The organism is Streptomyces sp. NPDC127119 (assembly GCF_042677425.1).
Classification (GTDB): Bacteria; Actinomycetota; Actinomycetes; order Streptomycetales; family Streptomycetaceae; genus Streptomyces.
Genome location: NZ_JBHXTO010000057.1, coordinates 1 through 12775 on the forward strand (window position 1 = coordinate 1; position 12775 = coordinate 12775).

At 70.7% G+C, this 12775-nt stretch carries 11 protein-coding genes; 2 read left to right on the forward strand and 9 right to left on the reverse strand.

All coding sequences use genetic code 11. From position 1 onward, the window contains the following. Positions 1–702: 702 nt before the first annotated feature. On the forward strand, positions 703–1701 hold the full coding sequence (gene trpS / locus ACFVH5_RS23420) for a tryptophan--tRNA ligase (protein WP_385835605.1): 999 nt from the start codon (positions 703–705) through the stop codon (positions 1699–1701). A gap of 67 nt (positions 1702–1768) precedes the next feature. Here trpS and proC read toward each other — a convergent pair whose 3' ends face one another. The 6 genes from proC to ACFVH5_RS23450 form a co-directional block, all read right to left on the reverse strand. Then, a complete protein-coding gene (gene proC, locus ACFVH5_RS23425; protein ID WP_210881848.1) occupies positions 1769–2578 on the reverse strand; it encodes a pyrroline-5-carboxylate reductase in 810 nt (269 codons plus the stop codon). Positions 2579–2670: 92 nt separating this feature from the next. Next, on the reverse strand, positions 2671–3465 hold the full coding sequence (locus ACFVH5_RS23430) for an ABC transporter permease (RefSeq protein WP_385835606.1): 795 nt from the start codon (positions 3463–3465) through the stop codon (positions 2671–2673). Next, complete coding sequence (locus ACFVH5_RS23435; RefSeq protein WP_385835607.1) at positions 3462–4301, reverse strand: ABC transporter ATP-binding protein; 840 nt, start codon at positions 4299–4301, stop codon at positions 3462–3464. Before ACFVH5_RS23435 ends, ACFVH5_RS23430 begins: the two co-directional genes overlap by 4 nt. Before the next feature lie 32 nt (positions 4302–4333). After that, complete coding sequence (locus tag ACFVH5_RS23440) at positions 4334–5101, reverse strand: class I SAM-dependent methyltransferase (RefSeq protein WP_385835608.1); 768 nt, start codon at positions 5099–5101, stop codon at positions 4334–4336. 464 nt (positions 5102–5565) lie between these two features. After that, a complete protein-coding gene (locus ACFVH5_RS23445) occupies positions 5566–6015 on the reverse strand; it encodes an EamA/RhaT family transporter (RefSeq protein ID WP_385835609.1) in 450 nt (149 codons plus the stop codon). 62 nt (positions 6016–6077) lie between these two features. Beyond that, a complete protein-coding gene (locus tag ACFVH5_RS23450) occupies positions 6078–6470 on the reverse strand; it encodes an SH3 domain-containing protein (protein WP_385835610.1) in 393 nt (130 codons plus the stop codon). Between the two features lie 166 nt (positions 6471–6636). On the opposite strand from ACFVH5_RS23450, the gene ACFVH5_RS23455 reads away from it, so the two are divergent. Further along, positions 6637–8970 (forward strand): serine/threonine-protein kinase, encoded by a 2334-nt coding sequence (locus ACFVH5_RS23455; RefSeq protein WP_385835611.1) that lies wholly within the window; start codon positions 6637–6639, stop codon positions 8968–8970. Between the two features lie 112 nt (positions 8971–9082). Here the strand turns inward: ACFVH5_RS23455 and ilvD are convergent, their stop codons facing one another. The 3 genes from ilvD to ACFVH5_RS23470 form a co-directional block, all read right to left on the reverse strand. Further along, positions 9083–10936 carry a dihydroxy-acid dehydratase gene (gene ilvD / locus ACFVH5_RS23460; RefSeq protein ID WP_385835612.1) on the reverse strand — a complete coding sequence of 618 codons (1854 nt, stop codon included), beginning with the start codon at positions 10934–10936 and terminating at the stop codon, positions 9083–9085. 239 nt (positions 10937–11175) lie between these two features. Then, a complete protein-coding gene (locus tag ACFVH5_RS23465) occupies positions 11176–11790 on the reverse strand; it encodes a TetR family transcriptional regulator (protein ID WP_385835613.1) in 615 nt (204 codons plus the stop codon). Then, the gene (locus ACFVH5_RS23470; protein ID WP_384801738.1) at positions 11787–12611 is read right to left on the reverse strand and encodes a sugar phosphate isomerase/epimerase family protein; all 825 of its coding nucleotides are present in this window, start codon (positions 12609–12611) and stop codon (positions 11787–11789) included. The genes ACFVH5_RS23465 and ACFVH5_RS23470 overlap by 4 nt, the downstream gene beginning before the upstream one ends. Positions 12612–12775: the final 164 nt, after the last annotated feature.

Consider the following 12775-nt stretch of genomic DNA (forward strand, 5'->3'; position numbering starts at 1 on the left):
TTTTGGCACGCTGTTGAGTTCTCAAGGAACGGACGCTTCCTTTGTACTCACCCTCTCGGGCTTTCCTCCGGGCGCTTCCCTTCGGTCCTGCTGTTCTACTGTTGTGCTTGTCTCGCTGTCTTGCGTTTCCCACTCTATCAGACCGTTTCCGGTTCCGATTTCCTCGGTGCTTTCCAGGTTTTCGCTTTCGCGTTTTCCTTTCCGGCGAGTCCGACTCTACCAGACCCTTTCAGGCCCGATTCCCAGTCGAAGTGGGGGTTGTCTTCCCGGCTGTTGGGCCGTTCCGACGAGTGAGACTTTAGCGGAATCCCGGCCCCCGAGCTAATCGGGGTTGCGCTCTCTCGAACGCGGATTCCTCATTTCGCAAACACGCATGAAAACGAGCCGACGACGGATCGTCGATCGCTGTGTGCTTGTTGCGGAATGGCTGTCCGGGGACCAACCAAGGTCGGCGCTCACGTCGGACAACTCGGAGAACACTACGGAGCGGGCAGGGGCCTGTCAACTCGGGTACGGGGACCACCCCTGAGGCGTAGCCTCGGTCCCATGACTACGCACGCGTGCACCCAGCTGTGGTGGGCCGCCTGACGGCGGCCGTACATACGCGTGTACTCAACGGCCGCCTCCCCGGCGGCCGTTTTTGTGTCTCCTACCTGGAGCGCCGGCCGGCGGTGGTGGCGGCCTCCACCAGGAGGTAGCGGGATGAAGCGGGTCTTCAGCGGGATCAAGCCGACCGGGCATCTGACGTTGGGCAACTACCTGGGGGCGATGCGGCGCTGGAGCGAGGTCGACCAGCACGAGGCCGACGCGTTGTTCTGTGTCGTCGACCTGCACGCGCTGACCGTGGACCACGATCCGGGCCGGGTGCGCAGGCTGAGTCGGCAGGCGGCCACCCTGCTGCTGGCCGCGGGGCTCGATCCCCGGCTGTGCACCGTCTTCGTACAGAGTCATGTGGATGAACACGCGCGGCTGTCGTATCTGCTGGAGTGCGTGGCCACGGACGGCGAGATGCGCCGGATGATCCAGTACAAGGAGAAGGCGGCGGCCGAGCGGGCGCGGGGCGGGAGTGTGCGGCTGTCGCTGCTCACGTATCCCGTGCTGATGGCGGCGGACATCCTTGCGTACGGGACCGACGAGGTGCCGGTGGGGGACGACCAGACCCAGCACGTGGAGCTGACGCGGGATGTCGCGGTGCGGTTCAACCAGCGGTACGGGCGGACGTTCGTCGTACCGCGGACCACGCATCCGGAGGTGGCGGCCCGGGTCATGAACCTGCAAGATCCCACGTCGAAGATGGGGAAGTCCGACGACGTGGGGCCGGGGGTCGTCTATCTGCTCGACGAGCCCGAGGCCGTGCGGAAGAAGATCATGCGGGCCGTGACGGACAGCGGGAGCGAGGTCGTCCACGACCGGGAGGCCCGGCCCGGCGTCTCGAATCTGCTGGAGATCCTCGCGGCCTGTGAAGGTGGGAACCCAAAGGACCTGGCCGGTGTATATGAGACGTACGGATCTTTGAAGAAGGACACCGCCGAGGCCGTGGTCGAACTCCTCAGGCCCGTACAGCAGAAGCACAAGGAGTTGTGCGCCGATCCTGCGTACGTGGAAGGGGTGTTGCGTGAGGGTGCGGAGAAGGCCAGGGAGATGGCGCGGCCGAGGGTGGACGCGGCGTACCGGGCGATCGGGCTGCTGCCTGCCGGGTGACTCTGGGCGGTAGCGGAGCCGTGGGGGCCGGTGGTGGGACCGGCCCCGGGGTTCCTGCGGGGTGCGGCTAGCTGTTGCCGGAGGCCAGTGCGCGGCTGCGGTCGCGGGCTGCTTCGAGGGCCGCGATGAGGGCGGCCCGTACGCCGTGGTTCTCCAGTTCGCGGATGGCGTTGATCGTGGTGCCCGCGGGGGACGTGACGTTCTCGCGGAGCTTCACGGGGTGCTCGCCGCTGTCGCGGAGCATCACGGCAGCGCCGATCGCGGACTGGACGATGAGGTCGTGCGCCTTGTCGCGGGGCAGGCCGAGCAGGATGCCGGCGTCCGTCATGGCCTCGACCAGGTAGAAGAAGTACGCCGGGCCCGAGCCGGAGAGGGCGGTGCAGGCGTCCTGCTGGGACTCGGGGACGCGGAGCGTCTTGCCGACGGCGCCGAAGATCTCCTCGGCGTGCGCGAGGTGGGCGGCGGTGGCGTGGCTGCCGGCGGAGATGACGGACATGGCCTCGTCGACGAGGGCGGGGGTGTTCGTCATGACACGGACGACGGGGGTGCGCTGGGCCAGGCGCTCCTCGAAGAAGGAGGTGGGGATGCCCGCGGCGCCGCTGATGACCAGGCGGTCGGCGGGGACGTGCGGGGCGAGTTCGTCGAGGAGGGTGCCCATGTCCTGGGGCTTGACCGTGAGGATCAGCGTGTCCGCCGTCTTGGCGGCCTCCTGGTTGGTGACCGGGGTGACGCCGTGGCGTTCCTGGAGTTCCTGGGCGCGCTCGGGGCGGCGGGCCGTGACCAGGAGGTCGGCGGGGGCCCAGCCGGCTCGGATCATTCCGCTGAGCAGGGCCTCGCCGATCTTGCCGGTGCCGAGCACTGCGACTTTCTGGGTCATGTTCGGTTGCCCTCCGGGGGTGCGTCGTCCGGGGCCCATCCTCGCACCGGGGGCCCGGGTGCGGGCCGCGCCGTCCGCTGGGCGGGACGCGGTCAGGGGGTGCGGCGGCGGAGGGTCGCCGCGCCGAGTGTCAGTACGAGGAGGGCGCAGGCCGCGACGATCAGGGCGTCGCGGACGAAGGCGGCGGTGACGTCGGTGTGCTTCAGGACTTCGTTCATGCCGTCGACCGCGTAGGACATGGGGAGGACGTCGGAGATTCCTTCCAGTACGGGGTGCATGTCGGAGCGCGGGGTGAACAGGCCGCAGAGGAGGAGCTGGGGGAAGATCACGGCCGGCATGAACTGGACGGCCTGGAACTCGGAGGACGCGAACGCCGAGACGAAGAGGCCGAGAGCGGTGCCGAGCAGCGCGTCGAGGAGGGCGACCAGGAGAAGCAGCCAGGCCGAGCCGGTGACGTCGAGACCGAGGGCCCAGACGGCGAGGCCGGTGGCGAGGACGGACTGGGCGACGGCGACCGCCCCGAAGGCGAGGGCGTAGCCGGCGATGAGGTCGCCTTTGCCGAGGGGCATGGCGAGGAGGCGTTCGAGGGTGCCGGAGGTGCGTTCGCGGAGGGTGGCGATGGAGGTCACCAGGAACATCGTGATGAGGGGGAAGATGCCGAGCAGTGAGGCGCCGATGGAGTCGAAGGTGCGCGGGCTGCCGTCGAAGACATAGCGGAGCAGCAGAAGCATCAGGCACGGGATGAGGATCATCAGCGCGATCGTGCGCGGGTCGTGGCGGAGCTGGCGCAGGACCCGGGTCGCGGTGGCGGTGGTGCGGGCGAGGTTGATCGCGCGCGGCTCGGGGAGCGCGGTCGGGCTCGTGCGCGGGGCGGCGGTCGTGGTCATCGGACGGACTCCTTGCGGGGCTGGCCGGGCTGGCGGGGCTGGTTGCCGGCGGCGGCGATCGTCTCGTCGACCAGGTGGAGGAAGGCCTCCTCGACGGTGTCGGTGCCGGTCCGGGTGCGCAGGGCGTCCGGAGTGTCGTCGGCGAGGATCTCGCCCTCGCGCATCAGGAGCAGGCGGTGACAGCGCTCCGCCTCGTCCATGACGTGGGAGGAGACGAGGAGGGTGGCGCCCCGGTCGGCGGCGATGGTGTGGAAGAGCTGCCACAGGTCGCGGCGGAGTACGGGGTCGAGGCCGACCGTGGGTTCGTCGAGGACGAGGAGTTCCGGGGTGCCGAGGAGGGCCACGGCGAGGGAGACGCGGCTGCGCTGGCCGCCGGAGAGGTTGCCCGCGAGGGCGTCGGCGTGGGAGGCGAGGTCCACGTCGGAGATGGCGTGCTCGACGTTCTCGCGGCGGCGGTCGGCGGCGGCGCGGCCGGGGTCGAGGATCGCGGCGAAGTAGTCCAGGTTCTGGCGGACCGACAGGTCGTCGTAGACGGAGGGGGCTTGGGTGACGTAACCGATACGGGAGCGGAGGGCGGCGTGGCCCGCGGGGAGGCCGAGGACGTCCAGGGTGCCGGTGACCTTGGCCTGGGTACCGGCGATCGACCTCATCAGGGTGGACTTGCCGCACCCTGACGGGCCGAGCAGACCGGTGATGCGGCCGCGGGGGACGTCGAAGTCGAGTCCGCGCAGGACCTGGCGGGGGCCTCGGACGACGGTGAGGCCGGCGGCGTGGACCGCCGGGTGGTCGGGAGGTGGGGGCGTGGGGCCAGGGGCGTCGGACGCATTATTCATCATGTGATGAATAATGCGCCTGTGCGGGGACCTCGTCAAGCAGCCGGGGCGACGATCAGGACGACCTCGTAGCTCTCCTCCACCTGGCCGCCCGGGAAGGTCTTCAGGACGTGGGCGCGCTCTTCGGTCAAGAAAGCGGCCTTCTCCTCGTCCCTCAGCACCAGGAAGACCGAATGGCTGCTGATGTTGGCCAGGTGGGTGTCCAGGGGGACGGTTCGGCTCCAGCGGATTTCATGACGGGTGCACGCGGGGAGGTACGGGGCGCGGGCGAAGACGTCCTCCGTGCGGGCCCGGCGGCCGGAGCCGCGCTTCTCGGCGACGTCACCGCCGATGAACTCCTCCACGCGCCGGTTCTGCTCCGCCTGCCAGGGGACGTCCAGGGCGGGGTTGTTCCACCAGAGGGCCAGGGCTCCGGAGGGGCGCAGGACGCGCATGGCTTCGGGGAAGGAGCGGGCGGGGTTCGTCCAGTGCCAGGACTGGGCGTAGGTGAGGAAGTCGACGGAGGCGGTGGCCAGGGGCAGTGCGTCGCCGTCACCCCGGACGACCGGGGTGACGGGGAGGGAGCGGCGGAACTGGGACGCCATGCCGTCGCCCGGTTCGACCGCGATCACGTCGGCGCCGCGGGCTCGTAGGAGGGCCGTGGCTATGCCCGTGCCTGCGCCCACGTCCGCGATGCGGGCGCCCTTGAGCGGGCGGGCGGCTGTCTGCTCGATCGTGTCGAGGACGGTGGGGGGATAGGAGGGGCGGTTCGCTGCGTACTGGGGTGCGGCGGTGTTGAAGGAGAGGGCGTAGTTGGGGGTCATGGGTACATCGTGGGTGGGGTGGTGCGCCGCCGGGCCGGTTCGGTTGTCGGGTGCGGGTCCGGTGGGGGCCGTTCGCGCAGTTCCCCGCGCCCCTGACAGACGGGGCTGCGCCCCAGCCCGCCACTCGTCCGCGGGCCCGGTGGGGGTGAGCGGCGCAGTTCCCCGCGCCCCTGACAAGCGGGGCTACGCCCCTGCCCGATGCCTGTCTGCGGGTTCGGTGGGGGTTGGCCGCGCCGTTCCTCGGGCCCCTGACACGCGGGGCTGCGCCCCTGCCCGCCACTCGTCCGCGGGCCCGGTGGGGGTTGGCCGCGCAGTTCCCCGCGCCCCCGAAGAGCGGGGCTGCGCCCCGGCTCGACACTCGTCCGCGCGCCCCTGACCGGGCAAAAGCTGGGGCGTAGCCCCGTTTTTAGGGGCGCGGGGAACTGCGCGAACGGGCCCCACCGGGGCCGCAGACGGGCGTGGTCCTAGTTGCGGTTGTTGGGGGATGTCGTTTCGTACTCCGTGCGGTGGAGGGTTTCGCCCGGGGCTTCCGTCAGGGAGCGGAAGAAGTACGCGGCGAGCGTGCCGACGAAGCCGATCGTCAGCAGACCCCGCAGCGCGGACTGGCTGTCCGGGGCCTGACGTTCCGTATAGCCCGCCCAGGCATGGCGGAACGCCAGAGCGCTGCAGACGGTGAACATCACCACGACCAGGCCGGTGACGAAGCCGCCCACGGCCGCGATCTCCAACCCCTCGTACGCGAACCGCAGGACCAGGCAGCTGACCGCGATCGCGACGAGCGAGCCGACGGTCACGGCCGCACGGCGGAGCGCGTAACCGCCGTCGTGGTCCACCCAGGTCAGCCCGAAGAAGCGGATCGGTTCGGGACGGGGGCCTGCGCGGCCTGCGGAAGTCGTGCCTGGTTTGTCGCTCACCGCTCGATTATCGCCTCGGCCGGCCGGTCGGCGGGCCGAGGCGGTACTCGGCGGCGAAGGCGTCAGGCGCAGCGCGATGCCACGTACCCGTCGCTCCCCGTGTGCACGTACGCGTCGGACACGTACTCCCCGACCTCGATGTTGTCCCAGATCTTCGTCGTCCCGTAGGGGCCGCTGATCGTCTCCCCCGGGCGCTGGCAGAAGATCGGGACCCTGGAGCCCGGCGCCAGCGTGCGGATCAGGCGGTACTGGGTGCCGGGGCCGCTGCGGACGTTCAGGGTGTAGCCGGGTGCGATGGAGTAGAGCGTCTGTGCGGCGACCGCCGCCGCTGCCTCGGCGCCGGCCGACGCGCTCGCGGTCACCGCGGCCCCGTCGGCCACTTCTGCGGCTTCGGCAGCTTCGGCCACCTCTGCCGTTTCGACCGCTTCGGCTTCTCTGACCTCTTCAACAGCCATGTGTGTCTCCCCGTTGGATGTGGTGCACGCGTTGTCTCGAATGTGGTGTCTCGAAACGCTGTCTTTGTTTTGGCACGCGGAGGCTAGCAAGCCGCGTGGGACTCGCACGAACCATCGACTAGGCTCCGTGCGTCGCGCGTGCGTACGCAATTCACGGGGGTGGACGATGCCGCCAAGACGCATCGCCGGATCGGATGCCGAAGCGGAACTTCCCGAGTACGCAGGGCAGTACCGCCTTGAGTCACGTCTCGGCTCCGGTGGCATGGGCGTGGTCCATCTGGCCCGCTCGACGTCGGGGCTGCGGCTCGCGGTGAAGGTCATCAACGTCGAGTTCGCCAGGGACCCCGAGTTCAGGGGGCGTTTCAAGCAGGAGGTGGCGGCCGCACGGCGGGTCAGCGGTGCGTTCACCGCGCCGGTGGTGGACGCCGACCCCGAGGCGGACCGGCCCTGGATGGCCACCCTGTTCATCCCGGGGCCGACGCTCGCGGAGCATGTGAAGCGGAACGGTTCGCTGTCGTCCGCGCAGTTGCGTCAGGTGATGGCCGGGCTCGCCGAGGCGCTGCGCGACATCCACCGTGCCGGTGTGGTGCACCGCGACCTCAAGCCCAGCAACGTCCTGCTCGCCGAGGACGGTCCCAAGGTCATCGACTTCGGTATCTCGCGGCCGTCGGACAGCGAACTGCGCACGGAGACGGGCAAATTGATCGGCACTCCGCCCTTCATGGCCCCCGAGCAGTTCCGCCGCCCGCGCGAGGTGGGACCGGCCGCCGACATCTTCGCGCTCGGGTCCGTGCTGGTGCACGCCGCGACCGGGCGTGGCCCCTTCGACTCCGACAGCCCCTATGTCGTGGCCTACCAGGTCGTGCATGACGAACCCGACCTGACGGACGTACCCGACGACCTGGCTCCGCTGATCGCCCGCTGCCTCGCCAAGGAACCCGACGAACGGCCCACACCCGACGAGTTGATGGCCGAGCTCCGGCATGTCTCGTCCCTCTACGACACGCAGTTGTTCATACCGGCGCAGCGCGCGGCGGAGGCGGCGGATCCGTCGGCGGGAGCACCGACGGGATCGGCGGGAGCCGTGGCCGACTCGCGCGACCGTACGACTCACGTGCGCGGCAAGCGGCGTACGCCCGCGGGGTCCGACGGCGATGCCGGCTCCCACGACTCGGAATCAGACGCAGGTGCAGGCGCAGGCGCAGATGCGGATGTAGTTGCGGATGCGGGTGCTCGTGCGGGTTCTTCCTCCGTGCGTTCGCGGCGCCGGGGGCTGCTCACCGTCGCGCTCGGTGGCGTGGCCGTGCTCGCGGTCGGCGGTGCGTTGCTGGCCGGGCTGCCGGGCGACGACGGTTCCGGACGGCGGCCGGGCTCAGGATCGGGTGGCGCACGCGGGTCCGCCGGTGAGGCGTTCCGGCCGTGGGTCACGAAGGTGGGCACGGGCGGGGAGGGCATGGCCAAGTGCGCGTACGGCGGTGGAGCCCTGCTCTGTGCCGGTCCCGGTGTGCTCGCCGGCGCCCTCGGCCCGCGCGACGGAAAGGTGCGGTGGACGCGCTCGGCGAAGAGCGGGGAGGACGGTTCGGTCTCCGCGCCCGTCCTGTCCGGGGGCCTGGTGCACACGGTCACCGCGGCCGGCGGGCAGCTGGTCGCACTCGATCCGGACACGGGCAGGACCCGCTGGAAGCTGGACACCTCGGTGTACGGGGGCGGTGCGCGGTACGCGGGCGACACCGTTCTGCTGACCTCGGGCGACGGCACGGTCACCGGCATCGACGGGAGGACCGGGAAGCGGCTCTGGCAGGGCCGCCCGGCCGGCGGGGCCCAGCCGGCCTTCGCGTACTTCGGCGGCGAACTCGCGTACGCGACGACGCTGACGTCGGACGGTACGGGCACGCAGGTGATCGCGGTGGACCCGCGGACCGGGGACGTGCGCTGGCGGCACCGCCTCGACGGGCTGCTCACTCCGGTCGGCACCCGGAAGGGCACTCTCTGGCTCACCGCCGAGAACGCGTCCCAGGAGACCCGGAGCATCGTCGGCTACACGCCGGGCGGTGCGTCCGGCCGTGCATCAGGCAGCGCATCCGGGAGTGCGTCGGACGGGGACAAGGAGCAGCGGATCGCGCTCGACCTCCCGCTGCCGTCCGCCACGGCCGCCCTGCACGGCGACGCGGTCTATTTACTGGCCGCGGGAGGTGCGCTGGTGGCCGTCGACATCGAGGCCGGCAAGCAGCGCTGGCATCGTGAGACCTCGGTCAGCAGGGCCTCGGCGCCCACCGCCGACGACCGGTACGTGTACGTCAGCGCCCCCGACGGCCGGCTGCTCGCGGCCGACGTCCGCACCGGCAAGCTCGTGGGCCAGACGCCCACGCGGCTCGGCGAGGACGGCGAACGGGTCGTGGCCGAGGTGCTGCCGCCCATGGTCGTGGGCGACCGGGTCTACGCGAGCGCGCCCGACGGCAGTGTCTTCGGCGTGGACGCCCGCGAGCCCGCCGACTGGTGAGTCCCAGGGACGAGGAACCAGCCCGGTGAACGGCGAACCCGCCCGGTCATGAGGACCGGGCGGGTTCGGGTGCGTCCGGAGACGGAGAACCAGAGACGGCGTCGGACAGGCCCTAGCCGAGCAGCGTGACGTCCCGGACGGCGCCCCTGTCCGCGCTGGTCGCCATCGCGGCGTACGCGCGCAGGGCGGCCGAGACCTTGCGCTCACGGGCGACCGGGGCGTACACGCCCTTGAGGGCCTCGCGGCGCTCGGCCAACTCCTCGTCGGGGACCAGGAGTTCGATGCTGCGGTTCGGGATGTCGATGCGGATGCGGTCGCCGTCGCGGACGAGGGCGATCGTGCCGCCGGACGCCGCCTCGGGCGAGGCGTGGCCGATGGACAGGCCCGAGGTGCCGCCGGAGAAGCGGCCGTCGGTGATCAGGGCGCAGGTCTTGCCGAGGCCGCGGCCCTTCAGGAACGACGTCGGGTAGAGCATCTCCTGCATGCCGGGGCCGCCCTTGGGACCCTCGTAGCGGATGACGACGACGTCGCCGTGCGTGATCTCCTTCTTGAGGATCTTGTCGACGGCCTCCTCCTGCGACTCGCAGACGACCGCCGGGCCCTCGAAGGTCCAGATCGACTCGTCCACGCCGGCCGTCTTCACGACGCAGCCGTCGACGGCGAGGTTGCCCTTGAGGACCGCGAGGCCGCCGTCCTTGGAGTACGCGTGCTCGGCGGAGCGGATGCAGCCGCCCTCCGCGTCCTCGTCGAGGGCCGCCCACCGCTCGGACTGGGAGAAGGCCGTGGACGAGCGGACGCCGCCGGGCGCCGCGAACCACAGTTCCAGTGCCTCCGGGGAGGGGGAGCCGCCGCGGACGTCCCAGGTCTTGAGCCAGTCCGCGAGGGACGGGCTGTGCACCGAGTGGACGTCCTCGTTCAGGAGGCCGGCGCGGTGGAGTTCGCCGAGCAGGGCGGGGATGCCGCCGGCCCGGTGCACGTCCTCCATGTAGTACGTGCGGTCCTTCGCCACGTTCGGGGCGACCTTGGCGAGGCACGGCACGCGGCGCGAGACCGCGTTGATCTCGTCCAGGCCGAACGGGACGCCCGCCTCCTCGGCGGCGGCCAGCAGGTGCAGGATCGTGTTGGTCGAGCCGCCCATGGCGATGTCGAGGGCCATGGCGTTCTCGAAGGCGGCCATGGTGGCGACGTTGCGGGGCAGGACCGACTCGTCGTCCTGCTCGTAGTAGCGCCGGGTGACGTCCATGACCGTGCGCGCCGCGTCCTCGTACAGGCCCTTGCGGGCCGTGTGCGTGGCGAGGACCGAGCCGTTGCCGGGGAGGGAGAGGCCGATGGCCTCGGTCAGGCAGTTCATGGAGTTGGCCGTGAACATGCCGGAACACGAGCCGCAGGTCGGACAGGCGTTCTCCTCGATACGGAGGATGTCCTCGTCCGAGATCTTGTCGTTCACGGCGTCGGAGATCGCGTCGACCAGGTCGAGCGTACGGACCGAGCCGTCGACCAGCGTGGCGCGGCCGGACTCCATGGGGCCGCCGGAGACGAAGACCGTCGGGATGTTGAGGCGCAGGGCCGCCATCAGCATGCCGGGCGTGATCTTGTCGCAGTTCGAGATGCAGATCAGGGCGTCGGCGCAGTGGGCCTCGACCATGTACTCCACGCTGTCCGCGATCAGGTCGCGGGAGGGGAGGCTGTAGAGCATGCCTCCGTGGCCCATCGCGATGCCGTCGTCGACGGCGATCGTGTTGAACTCGCGCGGGATGCCTCCGGCGGCGGTGATGGCCTCGCTCACGATGCGGCCGACCGGCTGGAGGTGGGTGTGGCCGGGCACGAACTCCGTGAAGGAGTTGGCGACCGCGATGATCGGCTTGCGGCCGATGTCCGCGCCCGGTACACCGGAGGCGCGCATAAGGGCGCGGGCGCCCGCCATGTTGCGTCCGTGGGTGACTGTGCGGGACCTCAGCTCGGGCATGGCCGGTCGCTCCTTCGGAGAGTGTTGACTGCTGTCGAGCGTACGCCCGGTATCCAGGGTTTGGACGTGGTGTCCGGTATGCGGGATTGCTGTCTCGGGTTTTGAGGGTGGGGCGGCATGTGTGCGGGACTCTGAGCGGGTGGGGCGGGTGGGGTGCTTGGGGTCGGGTGTCGGGTGCCGGCCGTTGGGGGCTGGGCGCGCAGTTCCCCGCGCCCCTCGGAGCGGGGCTGCGCCCCTGCTCAGGGGGCTGTCAGGTGGGACTGGATCACTGGGGCGACCCGGTTGATGATCTGTTCCGGGTCCGCCGAGGCCAGCGGCTCGACCTTGATCACGTAACGCAGCATCGCGATGCCCACGAGTTGCGCGGCGGCCAGTTCCGCGCGCAGTTCGGCGTCCGGGAGGTCCAGCTGGAGGGCGACGCGGCGCAGCAGCTGGGTGGAGATCAGCCGGCGGAAGACGCCGGCCGCGGTCTCGTTGTTCACCGCCGAGCGGACGATGGCGAGGAGGGCCTTGCGGGTGGCCGGGTTCTCCCAGACGCCGAAGAAGAAGCGGGCCAGCCGTTCGCCCACGCCGTCGAGGGGGCCCTCCCCGACCGAGCCGGGCGCGCTCAGCAGGGGGCCGATGGCGACCTCGATGGACGCCTCGAAAACCTGCTCCTTCGTACCGAAGTAGTGATGTACGAGTGCCGAGTCCACGTCCGCCGCCTTCGCGATGGCACGCATGGAGGTCTTCTCGAAGCCCCGTTCCGCGAACTCCTCGCGGGCCGCCGACAGGATGCGGTCGCGGGCCGCGGGGATGTCCTGCGAGTCCGTACGGGAGGGGCGTCCCCGGCGGCGCGGGGTGGCGGCGGTCATGTTCGCGGGACCCGGACCGCCGAGGCCAGGTGGAGGCGGGTGAAGGCGAGGGCTTCCGCGAGATCGGCCTCGCGCTCGGCGCTCGACATGGCGCGGCGGGTGTTGACCTCGATGACGACGTGGCCGTCGTAGCCGGACAGGGCCAGCCGTTCGAGCAGTTCGGCGCAGGGCTGGGTGCCGCGGCCGGGGACCAGGTGCTCGTCCTTGATGGAGCCGCTGCCGTCGGCGAGGTGGACGTGACCAAGACGGTCGCTCATGCGGTCGATCATCTGGAGCGCGTCCGTGCGGGCCGTCGCGGTGTGGCTCAGATCGATCGTGAAGTGCCGGTAGTCGTCCTTCGTCACGTCCCAGTCGGGTGCGTACGCGAGCATCTCGCGATCGCGGTAGCGCCAGGGGTACATGTTTTCGACGGCGAATCGTACGTCCGTCTCATTGGCCATCTGCCAGATTCCGGTGACGAAGTCACGGGAGTACTGGCGCTGCCAGCGGAACGGGGGGTGTACGACGACCGTGCTCGCGCCGAGCTTCTCGGCTGCCGCCCGGGCGCGCTGGAGTTTGATCCACGGGTCGGTGGACCAGACGCGCTGGGTGATGAGCAGGCACGGGGCGTGTACGGCGAGGATCGGCATCCGGTGGTAGTCGCTGAGGCGGCGCAGGGCTTCGATGTCCTGGCTGACCGGGTCGGTCCACACCATGACCTCTACGCCGTCGTAGCCGAGGCGTGCGGCGATCTCGAAGGCCGTCGCTGTCGACTCCGGATAGACGGAGGCCGTGGACAGGGCGACCTTCGCATCCGGGATGCGCACGACTGGTTCTGCCACGGGGACAGGTTACGGGGTGGGTTCGCCGGGTGTGGCGGGGTGGGGTTGTTTGGCCGGGGGCCGACCCCTCCCGGGGGGGGTGGGCAGGTTCGGTGCGTGGGCTTGGGCTTGGGCTTGGTGGGTGGGTGCGGGTCCGGTGGGGGCTTGTCGCGCAGTTCCCCGCG